This window comes from Rhodococcus sp. Leaf278 (assembly GCF_001426085.1).
Taxonomy (GTDB): domain Bacteria; phylum Actinomycetota; class Actinomycetes; order Mycobacteriales; family Mycobacteriaceae; genus Rhodococcoides.
Genome location: NZ_LMRR01000005.1, coordinates 74,218 through 91,769, shown reverse-complemented (window position 1 = coordinate 91,769; position 17,552 = coordinate 74,218). Strand labels below are relative to the sequence as shown.

At 65.0% G+C, this 17,552-nt stretch carries 14 protein-coding genes; 5 read left to right on the top strand and 9 right to left on the bottom strand.

The features are described 5' to 3' along the window. Positions 1-15 precede the first annotated feature (15 nt). The gene (locus ASG84_RS07260) at positions 16-3,516 is read right to left on the bottom strand and encodes a non-ribosomal peptide synthetase (RefSeq protein ID WP_057476338.1); all 3,501 of its coding nucleotides are present in this window, start codon (positions 3,514-3,516) and stop codon (positions 16-18) included. A 252-nt stretch (positions 3,517-3,768) separates the two neighbouring features. Between ASG84_RS07260 and ASG84_RS07255 the strand changes: the two genes are divergently transcribed. Beyond that, the gene (locus ASG84_RS07255) at positions 3,769-4,827 is read left to right on the top strand and encodes an ABC transporter substrate-binding protein (RefSeq protein ID WP_162248320.1); all 1,059 of its coding nucleotides are present in this window, start codon (positions 3,769-3,771) and stop codon (positions 4,825-4,827) included. Here ASG84_RS07255 and ASG84_RS07250 read toward each other — a convergent pair. Beyond that, entirely contained in the window at positions 4,814-5,239 is a 426-nt protein-coding gene (locus tag ASG84_RS07250) for an HIT family protein (protein WP_057476336.1), read from the bottom strand. The genes ASG84_RS07255 and ASG84_RS07250 overlap by 14 nt on opposite strands. Before the next feature lie 67 nt (positions 5,240-5,306). Between ASG84_RS07250 and ASG84_RS07245 the strand changes: the two genes are divergently transcribed. Next, positions 5,307-6,113, top strand: coding sequence for an HAD-IIA family hydrolase (locus ASG84_RS07245; RefSeq protein WP_057476335.1), 807 nt, complete (start codon positions 5,307-5,309; stop codon positions 6,111-6,113). Here the strand turns inward: ASG84_RS07245 and purB are convergent, their stop codons facing one another. After that, on the bottom strand, positions 6,114-7,532 hold the full coding sequence (purB, locus tag ASG84_RS07240; protein WP_057476334.1) for an adenylosuccinate lyase: 1,419 nt from the start codon (positions 7,530-7,532) through the stop codon (positions 6,114-6,116). It lies immediately after the preceding gene. Between the two features lie 107 nt (positions 7,533-7,639). Here purB and ASG84_RS07235 point away from each other — a divergent pair, with 107 nt between their 5' ends. Next, positions 7,640-8,290, top strand: a complete 651-nt coding sequence (locus ASG84_RS07235) for a DsbA family oxidoreductase (RefSeq protein WP_057476400.1) — start codon at positions 7,640-7,642, stop codon at positions 8,288-8,290. A gap of 104 nt (positions 8,291-8,394) precedes the next feature. Here ASG84_RS07235 and ASG84_RS07230 read toward each other — a convergent pair whose 3' ends face one another. Then, the gene (locus ASG84_RS07230; protein WP_057476333.1) at positions 8,395-9,033 is read right to left on the bottom strand and encodes a TetR/AcrR family transcriptional regulator; all 639 of its coding nucleotides are present in this window, start codon (positions 9,031-9,033) and stop codon (positions 8,395-8,397) included. A gap of 67 nt (positions 9,034-9,100) precedes the next feature. On the opposite strand from ASG84_RS07230, the gene ASG84_RS07225 reads away from it, so the two are divergent. Then, positions 9,101-10,114, top strand: a complete 1,014-nt coding sequence (locus ASG84_RS07225; RefSeq protein ID WP_235581572.1) for a GntG family PLP-dependent aldolase — start codon at positions 9,101-9,103, stop codon at positions 10,112-10,114. A 65-nt stretch (positions 10,115-10,179) separates the two neighbouring features. On the opposite strand, the gene ASG84_RS07220 is transcribed toward ASG84_RS07225, so the two are convergent. From ASG84_RS07220 to ASG84_RS07200, 5 genes are all read right to left on the bottom strand, one after another. After that, on the bottom strand, positions 10,180-11,328 hold the full coding sequence (locus tag ASG84_RS07220) for a pyridoxal phosphate-dependent aminotransferase (protein ID WP_057476331.1): 1,149 nt from the start codon (positions 11,326-11,328) through the stop codon (positions 10,180-10,182). Positions 11,329-11,431: 103 nt separating this feature from the next. Continuing rightward, a complete protein-coding gene (locus ASG84_RS07215; protein ID WP_057476330.1) occupies positions 11,432-12,268 on the bottom strand; it encodes a DUF559 domain-containing protein in 837 nt (278 codons plus the stop codon). Positions 12,269-12,439: 171 nt separating this feature from the next. Then, positions 12,440-13,690 carry a phosphoribosylamine--glycine ligase gene (gene purD, locus ASG84_RS07210; RefSeq protein ID WP_057476329.1) on the bottom strand — a complete coding sequence of 417 codons (1,251 nt, stop codon included), beginning with the start codon at positions 13,688-13,690 and terminating at the stop codon, positions 12,440-12,442. 79 nt (positions 13,691-13,769) lie between these two features. Continuing rightward, complete coding sequence (locus ASG84_RS07205) at positions 13,770-15,782, bottom strand: glycosyltransferase family 39 protein (RefSeq protein ID WP_057476328.1); 2,013 nt, start codon at positions 15,780-15,782, stop codon at positions 13,770-13,772. After that, a complete protein-coding gene (locus ASG84_RS07200) occupies positions 15,779-17,035 on the bottom strand; it encodes a bifunctional glycosyltransferase family 2/GtrA family protein (RefSeq protein WP_057476327.1) in 1,257 nt (418 codons plus the stop codon). The genes ASG84_RS07205 and ASG84_RS07200 overlap by 4 nt, the downstream gene beginning before the upstream one ends. 89 nt (positions 17,036-17,124) lie before the next feature. Between ASG84_RS07200 and ASG84_RS07195 the strand changes: the two genes are divergently transcribed. After that, positions 17,125-17,550 (top strand): HIT family protein, encoded by a 426-nt coding sequence (locus ASG84_RS07195; RefSeq protein WP_057476326.1) that lies wholly within the window; start codon positions 17,125-17,127, stop codon positions 17,548-17,550. Positions 17,551-17,552 lie beyond the last annotated feature (2 nt).

Sequence of the window (17,552 nt, the reverse complement as noted above, 5' to 3'; positions counted from 1 at the left end):
GTGAGTGATGTCGAGTCAGGGCGTGTGCTGCTGATCGAGGGCCGCCAGCAGTTGGTCCTCGGACATGGATTCGATCGACACGTAGATCTCTGCCGTCGCCTCGAGCAGCTCGGTATCGCCTGCCGCGACGATCATCGACTCCGCCAAACCCGAAACCGTAGGGGCAGCGAACAGCATCCTCACCGTGACGTACGTGATGTCGAAGGCAGCACGAGTTCGGGCGACGATGGTGGTCGCGAGGACGGAGTCGCCGCCCAGCGAGAACAGGGTGTCGGTGACGCCTATCTCGTCGACGCCGAGCACCGTCTGCCAGATCGAGGCGAGTGCGCGCTCGAGGTGGGTTCTGGGAGCCACTCGCGCCTGCACTCGCTCGGTATTGCCTGCTGCGCGGCATAATTCGACGATGGCCGCGGAATCGATCTTGCCGTTCACGGTGAGCGGCAAGGCTCGCAGTGCCACCGTCCGTTCCGGCACCATGTGTGCAGGCAGACGCTCGGCAGCCCTGGCGATGATGCCCGCAACGGTCTCATCCGGGTCCGCGTCGCGATCGGTGAGCACCACTGCTGCCATCACCGTGGCAGAGCCCGAGCGATCGACAACTGCTGCGGCGGCAACGACCTCGGGATCGCTACCGAGGACGGAGTCGATCTCGCCGAGCTCGATGCGGAATCCATTGATCTTGATCTGATTGTCCACGCGGCCAACGAATTCGACCATCGAGCCCGTGCCGTAGCGAACCAGATCGCCGGTGCGGTACCAGCGGTATCCATCGGCGTCGACGAAGCGCTCGTTCGTACGCTCGGGATCGCCCAGGTAGCCGTCGGCGAGACCGACGCCCGCCACCCACAGCTCGCCGGGCACCCAGTCCGGCACCTGGTGCCCACGCGCATCGACGACCCGAAGCGCCATGGACCGCAGCGGCACACCGAACGGGACTGTGCGCCAGTTCGGATCGACGTCCACGACCTCACAGATGCTGTTGTGGATCGCGGTTTCCGTTGCGCCACCGAGCCCGGCGAACCGGCACCCAGGAACCGCAGCCGTCAAGCGGCGGTAGAGATCGATACCCACCTTGTCACCGCCGAGCATGACTACCTCGAGCGAATCGCCGAGATCTTCACCGGTGGACAGGATCATGTCCAGCAGCGGCGGTACGCAGCTGATCACCGTGACTCGATGGGCACGGATCAGAGCGGCCCAGCGTTGCGGATCCCTGCGCTCGTGTTCCTCGATGAGCACGGCCGTACCGCCCGCCGCGAACACCGAGAACAGGTCGAAGGTGCACAGGTCGAAGTCCAACTCGGACAGGCACAACGGACGGTAGAGCTCGTCCAGCTCGAATCGTCTTATCAGGTCGCTGATCGTGTTCATCGCGGCACGATGTGAGACCACGACACCCTTCGGTTCGCCCGTCGAACCGGACGTGAAGATCATGTACGCGGGAGCGGTGTCGGGTCCGAGATGGGGTGCGGTCACAGGATCAGCGAGGACCGCGTCGGAAATGGTCATTCCGCAGGCTCCACTCTCGGACACATCGAGGCCGTCGTCACCCGATCCCCCGATCGTCACCGTGAAGCCGGCTTTTTCAGCGATCAGCGCAGCCCGAGTCGCCGGTTGGTCGACGCCGATCGGCACGTACACCCCACCCGCGGCGAGCACACCGAGAACTGCGGTGACTTGGTCGGGCCCCTTCGGCAGCGTCACCCCTACGGTGTCGCCCACCGCAACCCCACGATCTGTCAGCGCCGCAGCCACTCTCAGAGCCCGGTCGCACAGTTCGCCGTAGGTCATCGACTCGTCGTCGCCCCACTCGAGAGCGATCGCGTCCGGTGTTCCGGCCGCCCGGTCGAAGAAGGCGCGGTGCAGAGTCTCGGTCCCGACCGTCGGCGACGCATCCGTGCGCGGTACATCGGCGGTCGGGGTCCGCGAGAGAAGTTGACGCGACGGAGCCAGCCGGCCTACCGGCTTCGTCCAGACGGCATCCTCGTCGACGAGGCCTCGAACGAGCGACTCGAAGGCGTCGAACATCGCCTCGGGAACCCCTGGGAGGAACTCGTTCTCGCGAATGTCCCAATTGACCAGCACGCCGCCGTCGAGCTCGGTGATCTGTGCGTCCAGAACCACCTGCGGTCCCTGCGACATGATCCAGACCGGGTCCCCGAACACCTCCCGCGCACGGCCGTCGAACAGCTCGCCCAATCCGAGCGCACTGGTGAAGACGACGGGCGCGAGTACCGGTTCCCCTCTGCGACGACCGAGCTCGCGAAGTACCTCCACTCCGGAATAGTCGACGTGCGAGGCGTCCTCGTGCAGGCGTGCCCGCAGATGCCGGGACCGCTCCGCGAACGACAGGTTCTCGCTCAGATCGACATCCAACATGACCGAGGACGAGAAGTCGCCGATCAGTTCGCCGACGGCCGGGTGCGTCGGGGCACGGTCGAACATCGGAACGTTGAGGATGAATCGTTGCTCACGCGACCACGCCCCGACCACCTCGGCGAAGGCCGCTGCCACCGCGGCCGCCGGAGTGACGCCGTGCGCACGAGCCTGCGATTGCAGTTGCGAATACGCATGCGAGTCGAGATGAAACGCCCGCCGCGTTGCCACGGGTGTGCCTGAATCACGTTCGAGCAGAGGCAGAGTGGGCGCTCCGGGCAGAGAATCGAGTCGGTCGGACCAGTACCGTTCGGCCTGCGCACGTGCGTTGCGGCGATCGTCCGGCCGGTCGGCAAGGTAACGCTCGTAGCTGTAGTCGATGGTGGGGAGTGCCCGACCGTCGTATGCCTGCGCCAGGTCTGCGACCAGAATGCGAAAGCTGACGGCGTCGCCTGCGATCATGTCCATATCGAGATGCAACCGAGTTCGACCGTCCGGCAGCATCGACAGATCTGCCGAGAACACCTCTCCCGCTTCGATATCGAGGATCTGATGGGTCAGACGTTGCCGAGTTCGCTCCAGTAAGGCTGCTGCATCGTCCGCCCTCCGCAGATCGTGCACGGTCAACCCGCGCCACCCCGGGGCCGACTCGATCACTTGTTGTCCGTTGTCGGTGATCCGAGCCCGCAGCATGTCGTGCCTACGAGCAACGGCGTCGAACGCGTTGCGCAGTCGATCGGGATCGACTCCTCGGCCGTCGAACTCGGTGTACAGATGCGGAGCGACACCGCCGAACCGCTGCTCCGCGCTGCGGCCGATCCAGTAGGCGTGCTGCAGCACCGCGAGGTCGAAGCTGCCGGTGTTCACCGCGTTCGACTTGGTGGCAGTGGACACTGGTGCCGGTTCGACCGCGACACCGACCAGTTCGGACCAGGCCGAGATCGTGGGCCGCGCTGCAAGATCTGCGAATGTCACCGCCGAACCTTGCTTGCGGAACCTGCCGACCAACCGCATCAGCACGATCGATTCCAGTCCCAACTCGAAAAGATTCGCATCGAGCGAGACGGAATCGGGTTCGACGCCGATCAGTTCTGCGACCTGCGCCCGCAGTTTTTCGGTCCCGATTCCGTGCGGATCCATCCGGCGTGTCCCCTTCGATCGGCTGCACTCTGCGTCGTACTGGGTGTGACCAGGAGTTTCGCCACTGACGTCCATAAGGAAAGGCTACCCTCGCTTAGTCGACCCTGAGGAGGCTAACATCTGTCGGCACCGAGAAGTGGACGGCACCTGCACCACCGCACCCGGCTTCTGGCCGACAAACCAAGACGAAAGCGACACATGATCTCTCATCGAATACGCAGCACCGGCCGGTTCGGGTCCCGTCCACGTGTCTTGACCGGGAGCATTGCGGTCCTCGTCTTCTTCACTGCGGCCGCATGCAGCAGCGAACAGGAAAGCCGCGGCGCACAGATCGTCGACCTGAACGCGAACCCCGCCGCGTGCGGCGAGAACGACCGCGTCGACGCAGTCGACCGAGCGTCGGGACCGTTCATGTTTACCGACGGCCGCGGACGGACCATTTCGCTCGATTCCCAACCGACCAGAATCATCGCCGACGAAGAATCGGCCGCGGCGCTGCTGTCGTACGGAATCAAGCCCATCGCTATCTGGTCGACGACTCCGCTGGGCACCAGCCCCATTCTGAGTTGCTCCGACCTCACCGGCATCGAATCGGTCGGCGAGAGCTGGCGCGCATTCGATTTCGAGAAAGCCGCCGCCCTCGAACCGGATCTTGTCATCGGCGAGTTCAACCCACGATTCGGCCAATTCGGCAAGCTGACCACCACGGCCCACGCGTCCAAGGCCGACACCATCGATCAGCTCGCTCCCACCCTGGGCGTCACCTTGGATACGACATCGACCGCACAGACCATCGAGAACTACGCCGGACTCGCGTCCTCACTCGGAGTCGATCTCGACACCCCGAAACTGGCAGACATCAAGGCCGAGTACGACGCTGCCGTCGACAACTTCGAGAAGGTTGCCTCCGAACGGCATGACCTCACGGGAGTCGGAGTCTGGCCCCTCGACGTCGCCTACGTACTCGACCCGTCCGCGGACCCGGACTTCAGCGACTACCGAAGTTGGGGCCTGAAGATGTACACCCCCGACGGCACCGATGACGGGTACTGGAAGAAGGTGTCCTGGGAGAACGTGTCGACCGTCGATGCCGATGTCGCATTCGTCTACCACGACGTCGCCAACGCAGCTGACGTGAAGCTTGCCGACATCCCCAGCCGCTACCCCGGATTCGACACCATCGCGGCCGTCGACACGCAACAGATGGTGCTCTGGGACTACGGTGCCAACAAGAGCTACAGCCGCTACACCAACACGATCAACGTCTACGCGGACGCACTGTCCAAGGCCCAGAAGGTCACTGACGAGTAATCGCGGCAGCAATCTCCGCAGCTCGTCGGTCCAGTTCGGATCGCTGCGGCGACGACGGTCGAGCACGGAGGCCGAAGCCGTCGCCGATCATCCGTGGGATCACATGCAGATGCACATGGAAGATCTCTTGGCCCGCGACCGTCCCGTCGGCGAGAAACAGGTTGACGCCGGCGACACGTGGATTACTTTCGCGCACAGCGGCAGCCACCTTCTGACCGACGACGAACAGGTGGGCGCCGACTTCCGGTGGCAACTCCGCCAGCGTTCGGAATTGCTCCCTGGGCACCACCAGCACGTGTCCGCTGGTGAGCGGTCGAATGTCCATGAACGCGACCATTGTCTCGTCCTCGTACACACGGGAGGACTCGGCCGTCCCGGCAATGATCTCGGCGAAGATTGTGTATGGATTCACAATCCCTGAGCGTAGGCGCTGGTCTGCTGACGCTGCGGTGACCGGACCCGGAGACTACTGTTTGCCGATGGGTATCGGCGGGGTTCTTTTCGACATCGACGGTGTCCTGGTGACGTCGTGGCAGGCGGTGCCCGGAGCCGCGGAAACGCTGAAGTTTCTGGACAGCAAGGACATTGCCCGCGCGTTTCTGACCAACACGACGTCCAAGACGCGTGAGCAGATCGCCGTTGCGTTGCGCGATGTCGGCCTCGACGTCCATTCCGACGAGATCGTCACCGCCGCGTCGCTCACCGCAGATCATCTACGCGAGAACTATCCGGACTCGCGGGTGGTGCTGATAAACAACGGCGAGATCGCAAGCGACATGCCGGGCATCGAGTTCGTCGACGAGACGTCCGAGGATCCCGACGTCGTGGTGGTCGGCGGTGCCGGTCCCGAGTTCACCCACGAACGTCTCAGTCGCGTCTACGACTGGTTGTGCCGCGGCATACCCGTCGTCGCGATGCACAGGTCGTTGATGTGGAGCACGGGAGCCGGTCTGCGCATCGACACCGGCATGTATCTGGCCGGAATGGAACAGGCGTCGGGCCATACCGCGAAGGCCATCGGGAAGCCGGCTCCGCTGGGCTTCAGGACGGCATCCGAGCGGATGGGCGTCGACCCGGACGATGTCGTGATGGTCGGCGACGACCTGGACAACGACGTTCTCGCCGCCCAGGTCGTCGGCATGACGGGGGTGCTGGTGCGCACCGGGAAGTTCCAGCAGGACGCGTTGGATCGACGCATCACGGACGAATTCGCGATGGAGCCCAACCACGTGATCGACTCCGTCGCGGACCTCCCCGAGGTCCTGAACCGACTGGTCCTGGCCTGACTACAGAATCGGCGACGGGCTGTAGGACGCTCCGCCGGGGAACTTCGCGATCAATCGCTCCACGGCCGAGACGACAGCACTGACCTGGGCGTCGGCTGCACCGATGAAGGCCGTCTTGTCGGCCAGTGCCGCATCGAGGGCAGCGCGGTCGAGTGGGAGTCGATCGTCTGCGGCGAGGCGGTCGAGCAGGTCGGGTTCTTGTCCCTGCTCACGCATCGCCAGTGCAACGGCGACGGCGTGCTCCTTGATCGCCTCGTGCGCGGTCTCGCGGCCGACGCCCGCGCGCACGGCGGCCATGAGCACCTTCGTCGTCGCGAGGAACGGCAGGTAGCGATCGAGTTCCTTCGCGATGACGGCCGGGTAGGCACCGAATTCGTCGAGCACGGTCAGGAAGGTCTCGATGAGACCGTCGATGGCGAAGAAGGCGTCGGGCAGCGCGACGCGGCGCACGACGGAACAGAAGACGTCGCCCTCGTTCCACTGGGCTCCGGCGAGCTCGGCGGCCATCGATCCGTAGCCGCGCAGCACCACCTGCAGGCCGTTCACACGCTCGCACGAACGGGTGTTCATCTTGTGCGGCATCGCAGAGGAGCCGACCTGGCCTGCCTGGAAGCCTTCGGTGACGAGCTCGTGCCCGGCCATCAGGCGGACGGTATGCGCGAACGAGGACGGTCCGGCACCGATCTGAACCAGCGCGGAGACGACCTCGTGATCGAGCGAACGCGGATACACCTGGCCGACGCTGGTGAGCGTGTGCCGGAAACCGAGGTGATCGGCGACGATGCGCTCGAGCGCGACGAGCTTGGCGGAGTCACCGCCGAAAAGATCGAGCATGTCCTGCGAGGTACCCATCGGACCCTTGATTCCGCGCAGCGGGTAACGGGCGATCAGTTCCTGGACCCGGGCCAGTGCCAGCAGCAGCTCGTCGGCGGCGGACGCGAAGCGCTTGCCCAGCGTCGTCGCCTGAGCTGCAACGTTGTGGCTGCGGCCGGCCATGACGAGCGAGGAGTACTCGGCGGCGCGTTCGGCCAGCCGCTTCGCAACGGCGACGCCATGCGCGTGCACGTGTTCGAGCGAGCGCAGGATCTGCAGCTGCTCGACATTCTCGGTGAGGTCGCGGCTGGTGAGTCCCTTGTGGATGTGCTCGTGGCCGGCGAGGGCGTTGAACTCCTCGATTCGAGCCTTGACGTCGTGTCGGGTGACCCGTTCGCGCTCGGCGATCGACGCAAGATCGACCTGGTCGACAACGGCCTCGTAGTCGTCGATCGCGGCGTTGGGGACGTCCACTCCGAGTGAGGATTGTGCACGCAGCACGGCGATCCACAACTGGCGTTCCAGGGCGATCTTGTGCTCCGGCGACCACAGCGCCACCAGTTCGGGACTCGCGTAACGGGTGGCCAGGACATTCGGGATGCTCACGAGCGTCCAGCTTACGTGGCGCAGTTGTCGGTCTCGGCAGACGACTGCACTGTTTCCTCTCGCCTGCCGCTGGAATACCCGCAGCTCATTCCGATGTTGCATGCGTGGTGAGCCGAACAGTGAAGGTCGATATCTGGTCCGACATAGCGTGCCCGTGGTGCTTCGTCGGCAAACGGCGTTTCGAGGCAGCCGCCGCGGAGTTCACCGCCGGTGGCGGAACGCTCGAGGTGGAGTTCCACTCGTTCGAGCTGGCACCCGACACACCGGTCGACTTCGACGGCAGCGAGGTCGACTTCCTCGTCTCTCACAAAGGCATGCCGGCCGCCCAGGTCACGCAGATGTTGGGCCAGATGACCGAGCTGGCTGCGGGCGAGGGGCTCACGTACGACTTCGACGCCCTGCAGCACACCAACACCGTCAAGGCGCACGAGCTCCTGCACTTCGCCAAATCCAAGGGCAAGCAGGTCGAGATGAAGGAACGGCTCCTGGCGGCCTACTTCGAGGAGGGCCGCCATGTCGGCCGCATCGATGACCTCGCCGACCTGGCCGTAGAGATCGGCCTGGACCGTGACGAGGTGCTCGAGGCGCTGAAGTCCGAGGAGTTCCTGCCGGCAGTGCGCGCGGACAAGGAGCAGGCCATCGCCTACGGGATCAGTGGAGTGCCGTTCTTCGTGGTCGACGGACGGCTCGGTGTCTCCGGTGCGCAGGACCCGTCGGTGTTCGCAGATGTCCTGCAGAAAGCCGCGGGCGACTCATGACCGGTCCTCTGGAGATGGTCGGCGACGAACACGGCCTCGTCTGCGCGGACGGCGTGTGCGAGGTGCCACCCACCCGCGACACGGACTCCGGCGAGACCGAATAGTCACTCGGCCGGTACCTGTTCCGCTGGAGCGACCACGTCGATGACGGCCAAGAGCATGCTTCGGGCCATGTCACGAGGGTCTGGGTCCACTTCGCTGAGCGCACCCACCACTGCTCCGTCGACCACCGCGACGAGTCGTCGTAGCTGCTCTTCCTGCACGGTTCGGCCCGATCGACGCAGCACGTCGGTGAGGAGGTCGTCGATCTGGGCGCGTAGCCGCAGTTGCACTTCTCGCAGTTCGGGATGCCGGGCCGACGCGATGAAGCGTTCGTATCGCGCGATCAGTTGCTCGTGTCCGACCTGTGGCCCGATGAGCAGGTCGACGATGAGGTCGACCGTCGATTCCATCTTGTTCGAGCACGTGCCCTCGTCCTCGATACGACCGCGCATGACGTCGATCTCACGGGTTCCGACGACGTCGACGGCCGCCGCCACCAGGTCTCCGAGGGACTCGAAGTAGTACGTGGTCGACGCCAGCGGCAACCCGGCTCGCGAGGCCACGGATCGGTGCCGAACCGCGTCGAAGCCACCCTCGACGAGGAGGTCCGCAGCGGCCGACGCCAATGCCTGCCGGCGGCGCACCCCCTTCGGAGTCGCACCCGACACCTTGTGATGCGACTCGGTCGGACCTGCGGACATTCAAGTCATCGTGCCAGCTCGAGGGCGTTCGTCGGACTGCTTTCGAGCTATGGAATTGTCGTTACCCGTGGCACACAGAACGATCGACCTCCGCTCCGACACCATCACCCGACCGGATTCGGTCATGCGAAAAGCCATGGCCGACGCCGAAGTGGGCGACGACGTCCTCGATCACGACCCCACGATGGCGGCACTGGAAGAGGCAGTCGCAGGCATGCTCGGATTCGAGTCGGCACTGTGGGTCCCGTCGGGATCGATGGGCAACATCATCGCGCTGATGCTGCATCTGCAGCGCGGCGATCGGTTCCTGGCCCCCGAGCACGCGCACGTGCTGGGATCCGAGCTCGGCACCGCGGCGTGGTTGGCAGGCGGGATGCCCGACGCACTGCCCCACGACGCAGGCCCTGGCCGTCCCCTCGCGTCGACCGTGCGCGCCAAGGCCGGCGGCGCAGGGCCGTACTTCGCGCTGCGGACCACGCTGCTCTCGCTCGAGAACACCCACAACTTCGCCGGCGGTACTGTCTTCGGACCGGACGAGTGGGCGGGACTCGTTGCTGCCGGGCGTGACTCGGGTCTGAAGATTCACCTCGATGGTGCGCGACTGTGGAATGCCGCTGTGGCCCAGAATGTTCCGATCGCGTCGTTGACTGCGGGCGCCGATACGGTGCAGGTGTGCCTGAGCAAGGGCCTCGGAGCGCCCGTCGGCTCGATGTTGGTCTCCGACGCCGCGAGAATCCACGAGGCCCGACGCGTCCGAAAGATGTTGGGCGGCGGGGTTCGTCAGGGTGGCATTCTGGCTGCGGCGGGGCTCGTCGCGCTGGATCGAATCGGTGATCTGGCCGAGGACCATGCCAACGCGGCAACCCTCGCTTCCGGGCTGCGGGAGCGGGGCTGGGACGTGCCGAACCCCGAAACCAACATAGTGCTGGCCACTGTGGAAGACCCAGCGCACACGGTGAGGGAGCTGGCCGAGTTGGGCATCGCCGCGGTCACCGTTGCGGGCAAGGTGCGCTTCGTGACGCATCGCGACGTCTCCGGCGTCGACATTTCCGAGGTGCTGGAGCGGCTGCGCCGCATGTGAACGCAGCGCCTTCCTGTCGTTCCGCAGGCTCCACTCCTGCCTCGTAGCCTGCTGCGAGGAAACACTCACATGCGACGAAGTCGCTCCAACGCTTCTTCGACGTCGGCTGTGGTGCCTGCGAACGAGAATCGCACTGTGTGGTTGCCTCGCACGGTGTCGAAATCCACGCCCGGTGCCAGTGCAACCCCGGTCTCGGAAAGCACTCGGGCACACCAGCTCCGCGAGTCGTCTGTGAGGTGCGCGATGTCGGCGTACACGTAGAACGCACCGTCGGCCGGTGCGACATCGGTGATGCCCATTGCCGGCAGACCGTCGAGCAGAATTCGGCGATTGACGGCGTAGCGCTCGACATGCGAATCCAGCTCTCGGCGGGACTCCTCGGTGAACGCGGCGATGGCCGCAACCTGTGAGATCGCCGGGGGGCACACCGTCATGTTCGACGCCAATCGTTCGACGGCTCTGCGCAATCGGGCCGGCAGCAGCATCCAGCCCAACCGCCAACCGGTCATCGAGAAGTACTTCGACACCGATCCGATCGCGACGGATTCTTTCGATGTCTCCCACGCGCTGGACGTGTGCGCATTGCCGTAGGAGATGCCGTGGTAGATCTCGTCCGAGATCAACAGCGTTTCGTGCTCGTCGCACCAGCGCGCGATGGCGGCCAGCTCATCGGCGTCGATGATCGTGCCGGTGGGATTGGCCGGGCTCGCGATGATCAGCCCGGCCGGCGGCTCAGGCAGTTCCTCGAGCATCGCGACGGTGGGCTGGAATCGAGTCTCTTCCACGCAGTCCAGTTCGACGACCCGACAGCCCAACGCCGCCAACGTGTTTCGATAGGCCGGATAACCGGGCCTGGCCATGACGACGGTATCTCCCGCGTCGAATGCCGCGAGGAACAGCAGGGTGAATGCGCCCGACGACCCGGTGGTGATCACCACGTCGTCGGCGTCGACGGTGATGCCGTACCGCGCGCTGTGATATTCGGCGACTGCCTGACGCAGCGGCAGAATCCCGAGCGTCTCGGTGTACCCGAGCAGGTTCGCGTCCAGGGCCTCACGGGTGGCACGCAACACGGGCCCGGGTGCCCGAGTGGACGGCTGACCTGCGGCCAGCGAAAGTACATCGCCGTGAGTGCGTGATCGCTCGGCCGCTGCCGCGAACACATCCATCACATGAAACGGCTCGACCTTCGATCGCTGCGATTCACTGTGCATATTTCGACACTACTGACGTCGCTTCGCCCGGCGCAGGCGCACTGAGTGTCCACTATTTCGAGGCAGCCACGGGATCCCGTCTGACAGCATAAATTGTGGACACTCACGTCAGTGCCTTCCGGCGACGTCGTACGGTGTCGACGATCTGCCGCACCACATAATCCAGGTCGGTCAGCACCATCGCCGCCGAATAACGCAACACCAGCCAGCCGTCGAGTTGCAGAGCATTCTGGCGCACGCGGTCGTTGGTGAACACACCCGGTGCGCTGTGGAATTCACGTCCATCGATTTCGACGATCACCCGAGCGCGACGGTCCATCAGATCCGCGTAGTAGGGCCCCACCTCCGCGTTGATCTCGAGGAAGTAGCCCGCCGCCGTGAGTGCCCGAGCCACCAAGCGTTCGGGTTCGGACAGAGTCCGCGGGCAACACAGTCGCAGCTGCCTTCTCACCTCGGTGATGCCGGCCATCCCGGCCGACTTCTCGCATTGCCTCGCGACCCCGCGCCAGCTCACCGCGCGGCTCAGCGCAGAGTCGAAGAACTGCTCCAATTCGGGCCGGGTCAGCGACACAGCGACGTCGACGATGGACTGCTCGATGGTCACCACCGGCAGACCGTCCGCGAAGCTCGACTCGGTGAGACTGCGTCGGTACGCCCGCAGCCACTTCGGACCGCGAGTTCTCGACGTGCGAGGAACTGTGATGTCCACGTGATCGGGTTCGTGCTCGAGCAAATTCCACCACCACGCCGCAGCGAGATGGCTCAGCACTGCGTGAGGTTGCCAGATCGTAGCGGCGACGCACCGGTCCCGGTACGTCGGTTCGCCGGTGCAGTAGATGCTCGGAAGCAGCCTGGTCAGTGTGCCGGCTCTCGTCCGATACGCAATTGCGCCCTCGCTGACGCCGGTGTCCAACAGCTGCTGCCTCGTGTATACCCCCATGGACTACAGCCTGGCGTCGGAAATCCACTCGTGGGCGAGCGATTCGAGAAATGTGGATAACGCTGCTACCTGTGGACAACTGACGTGAGTGTCCACTTTTTCGGCCGACACACGGGATCCCGTGTGGTAGGCGAAATTGTGGACACTCAGCGCACCGCCGACGCAGCACGCCTAAAGCGAGATACGACCTTCCACTGCAGCCAGTCCGATGTCCGTACGGAAATGACTGCCCGGCAAGCGGATTCCAGCAATTCGGGAGTAGGCATCGTCTCGGGCGGCGGTGAGATCGAATCCGGTGCCGACCACGCTCAACACGCGTCCGCCCGCAGACACCACCACTCCGTCCTTGACCGCAGTACCTGCATGCAGGACGCCTGCGCCGTCGGAGCCGAGGATCTCGTCACCGATACGCGGCCGACCGGGGTAGTTCTCGGCAGCGATGACGACGGTGACAGCCGCGCCGTCTTTCCAGCGCAGCGGCGGCAGCGACGCAAGGGTCCCGGTTGCCGTCGCGTTCAGCGCCTCACCGAGGGGTGAATCGAGCAGCGCGAGCACCGCTTGGGTCTCGGGATCACCGAAGCGACAATTGAATTCGACGACGGCCGGCCCGTCGGCTCCCATCGCCAGGCCTGCATACAGCAGTCCGGAGAACGGCACGCCGCGCTTCACCATCTCGGCGGCAACGGGTTTCACCACATCGCGCACGATGTCCTCGACCGCGTCCGCCGGCAACCACGGCAACGGGGTGTACGCACCCATGCCGCCGGTGTTGGGCCCGGTATCTCCATCGCCGACGCGTTTGTGGTCCTGCGCGGGCAGCAGCGGCACCACTGTCTCGCCGTCGACAAGGCAGAACAGGGAAACCTCGGGGCCGTCGAGGAACGACTCGAGGAGTACCGGGTGACCGTTCTCGAGAAGCTCGGCAGCATGATCGCGAGCGATGAGGCGATCGGTGGTGACGACGACGCCTTTGCCCGCGGCCAGACCGTCGTCCTTGACCACCCAGTGCGGACCGAAGCGGTCGAGGGCGGCGTCCAGCAATGCGGGCGAGTCGACTATTTCGCTGTGCGCGGTGCGGACACCGGCGGCAGCCATCACGTCCTTGGCGAACGCCTTGGATCCCTCGATGCGCGCGGCGTCGGCGGAGGGGCCGAACGCGGCAATGCCCGCCTCGCGGAGTGCGTCGGCGACCCCGAGAACCAAGGGCACCTCGGGTCCGATGACCACGAGATCGGCCTCGATCTTCTTCGCCAGCGCGGTCACCGCTTCCCCGGAGGCGACGTCGACCGCGTGCTGCTCGGCGAGCTTCGCGGTACCTGCGTTGCCGGGAGCCACGAAGAGCTTCTCGACCGACGAGTCGGCTTTCAACGCAAGTAGAAGGGCGTGCTCACGAGCACCGGAACCAATGACTAGTACGCGCACAGTGCAACAGACTATCTGCTCGACGCGAAAGCGCCCCGCACCTGTCGCGGTGCGGGGCTCTCTCGTGGTGGTTCGGTAGTTACTGCGTGAGGTCGTACAACGTCACGTTGTCGATCGTGGTCGCGGTGAAGTTGTCGGTGACCCAGGCCGAGATCGCGGCCGAGCTACCCGATTCCATCCCCCGCATCCCGCCGCCGCCGACGAAAAAGTGGATCCGTCCGTCCGCGACGTAGTGCTGGAACTCCTCGAGGGTCGGCGAAGGGTCGGTGCCGTTGAACCCACCGACGGGCATGACGGGGTCTTCGGTGGCCAGTTGATAGCCGGCCGCCGTATTGGCTCCGATTGCCGCTGCCACCCAGGTGTAGGAGCTCGCGTCCTGCTCGAGCATCTCGGTGATCGCGGTGGTCGGCTCACTGCCTTCGAGAAGACCACCCATTCCACCGCCCATGCCGCCCATCTCGACACCGCCCGGCATCTGGCCGGGAGACCCTGCCTGACCCGGGAATCCCGCCGGCGGCTGCATACCCGCCGGCAGCTGGACACCGGCAGGCAGCTGCATCCCACCTGGCAACCCACCCTGCCCTCGGCGACCCTCTCCCATACCGCCGAATCCGCGCATTCCGGTATTCGGACCGGCCGAGACGATGGACCCCGTGTGTGGTGTGCCGATCGTGTCGACTGCGTAGGCCGTCGGCCCGGCGAGCCCGGCGAACATCACCGCCAGAATCGACACTGCCGCAAGCCTGCCGCGGGTCAGCGCCGGAATCAGCAGCGCCACAACAGCGAGAACTCCGACGACGAGAATCGCCCACTTCAGCCACGGCACGAAACTCTCGCTGCGGCCCAGCAACACCCACGCCATCGCCACGGTCGACGCCACCGCGACGGCCATCGCGATACGGACCCAGTACGCATCGCGTCGTCGCCACAACACCACACTGCCGATTCCGACAACAGCGGCGACCGCGGGCGACAGCGCAACGGTGTAGTACGAGTGGAAGATTCCGGCCATGAAGCTGAACGTCAGCCCGGTGACGAGCAACCAGGAACCCCACACGATCAGCGATGCTCGCTGCCCGTCGGTGCGAGGTGCTCTGCCGCACAACACGAGTCCGGCAACCAGCAGAATCAGGGCAGCCGGGATGAACCACGCGATCTGGCCGCCCTGGGAGGCGTCGAACATGCGGAAGATGCCGGTCTCCCCCCACATCGAACCGCCTCCGCCTGCTCCCCCGCCGCCCGGTGTGACACTTCCGGTCTCGTCACCGCTGAGACGGCCGAATCCGTTGTAGCCGAGCGTGAGTTCGAGGATCGAATTGTTCTGCGATCCGCCGACCCACGGCCGGGACGATGCCGGCCAGAACTCCACGATCAGAATCCACCATCCGGCCGAGACGATCAGTGCGCCCAGTGCACCGAAGAGCTGCAGCACTCGGGTCGGGAATTTCGGCGGCCCGGCGATCAGGTAGGTCAGTGCCAGAGGCTGCACGACCAGCATCACCTGGAGTTGCTTGGTGAGGAATCCGAATCCGACGAACATGCCGGTGATCAACAGCCACTTGGTCTTTCCGGTCTCGACGCCTCGCAGCAGCGCCCACACCGAGGCGATCATGAGCAACACGAGCAACGCATCGGGGTTGTTGAACCGAAACATCAGTGCAGCAACGGGGGTGAGGGCCAACACCATGCCTGCGAGCAGACCGGCCGCTCCGCCGAATCGTCTCTTGACGGTGGCACGAAGCAGAGCCACCGAGGCGACTCCGAGGAGCGCTTGCGGCACCAGCATTGCCCAAGAGTTCAACCCGAAGATGCGCACCGACAACGACATCAACCACAGCGACATCGGGGGCTTGTCGACCGTGATCGAGTTGGCGGCGTCGGAGGATCCGAAGAAGAAGGCTTTCCACGACACCGAACCCGCCTGTATCGCAGCGGAATAGAACGAGTTGGCCCAACCGGAGGCTCCGAGGCCCCAGATGTAGGCGACTGCGGTCCCGACGAGCAACACGACCAGCCCGGCCCATTCCCACCGCGGGGACGTCACGGGTGCCGACGGTGCCGCCGCGGAGGGCCGCTCGATCGTTGCCGTCACAGGTCCTTCTCCGAACCGGCCGACCGCACGACCACAGCGTCGGAGCTACCGAAGACCCACCGCAACGCGACGAATCGGCATACCGTGGCCACGAGATTGGCGACAACAAGGACGGCGAGCTCGGTGTGCCGGGACACATCGGGAACCCAGGCGTGCAGCACCGCCAGCGACCCACTGGTCACCAGCAGCGCGAAGCCGAAGATCACCAATCCCTGGAGCTGATGCTTCCCGGCCCCCTCGGACCCGCGGACGCCGAAGGTGAAGGCGCGGTTGGCCGCAGTGTTGAGTACCGCGGTGATCAACAGCCCGAAGAAGTTCGCTGCTTGTGCGCCGATCAGCGAGTGCAGCACGAGATACAGCAGTGCATAGGCGATGGTGCTCGCGATACCGATGATGCCGAATCGCACCATTTGGCTGATCATTCCGTGCGGCACACCGGGCACGAGCGGCTCCCGTCCCAGGCTTCGACGTAGTTCAGCGACCGGCAGTACACCGGTTGCGAGGGCACGGCCGACGCGCCAGCATCCCTGCAGGTCCTTGACGGCGGTGTCGACGATGTTGACGCTGCTGTTCGGGTCGTCGACCCAGTCGACGGGCACCTCGTGAATACGCAGGCCCACTTTTTCTGCGATGACCAGCAGTTCGGTGTCGAAGAACCATCCGGTGTCTTCGACCAGCGGGAGCAGCTTCCGTGCAACATCGGTACGCATGGCCTTGAAGCCGCACTGTGCGTCCGAGAATCGCGCACGCAGCGAGGTGCGCAGAATGAGATTGTAACTGCGCGAGATGAATTCACGCTTGGCTCCGCGAACCACCCGAGACGATCGGTTCAGTCGAGACCCGATGGCAAGGTCCGAGTGGCCCGACATCAGGGGTGCGATGAGCGGCATCAACGCATTCAGATCGGTGGAGAGATCGACGTCCATGTAGGCCACCACGTCGGCGTCCGACGTGGACCACACTGCCTTGAGCGCGCGGCCGCGACCCTTCTCGTCCAGATGACGAACTCCGACTCCGTCGATCTCGTCGGCGAGCCGATGAGCAACAGCGAGCGTTCCATCGGTACTGGCGTTGTCGGCAATCGTGATGCGGGACCGGAACGGGATTCGGTCGTCGAGATGCTCGTGGAGACGACGAATGCACTGTTCGAGGTCTGCCTCTTCGTTGTAGACCGGGATGACCACCTCGAGCGTGGCCGTGGCGTTCGAGCCGGGCCGCTGGCCTGCTGCTCGAGCGAGGGAGTTCGTTGTCATGGGCACCAGACTCGGGCCCGGAGCTGGACCCACCCTGCGATAAACCTGGCAATCGGCTGGGAGATAAGCCAGTAAGGCATCCTGTTCCCATGGCTTCCATTTTCAGCAAGATCATCGCCGGCGAGATTCCGGGACGGTTCGTCTGGCAGGACGACGACGTCGTGGCGTTTCTGACGATCGCGCCGGTCACGCAGGGCCACACGTTGGTGGTTCCGCGCGAGGAGATCGACCAGTGGCAGGACGTCGACGGTGCCGTGTTCGCCAAGATCACCGCCGTTGCACAGATCATCGGTCAGGCCGTCCGGACTGCGTTCGACGCACCTCGCGCGGGTCTGCTGATCGCCGGGCTGGAGGTGCCGCACCTGCATCTGCACGTGTTCCCGGCCTACGACATGGGTAACTTCGACATCTCCGGGGCCGATCCGAACCCTTCCGCAGAATCACAGGACGAGGCCGCGGCCAAGCTCCGAGCAGCGCTACGCCACCTCGGGCACGAAGCTCAGGTCCCGAACTGACG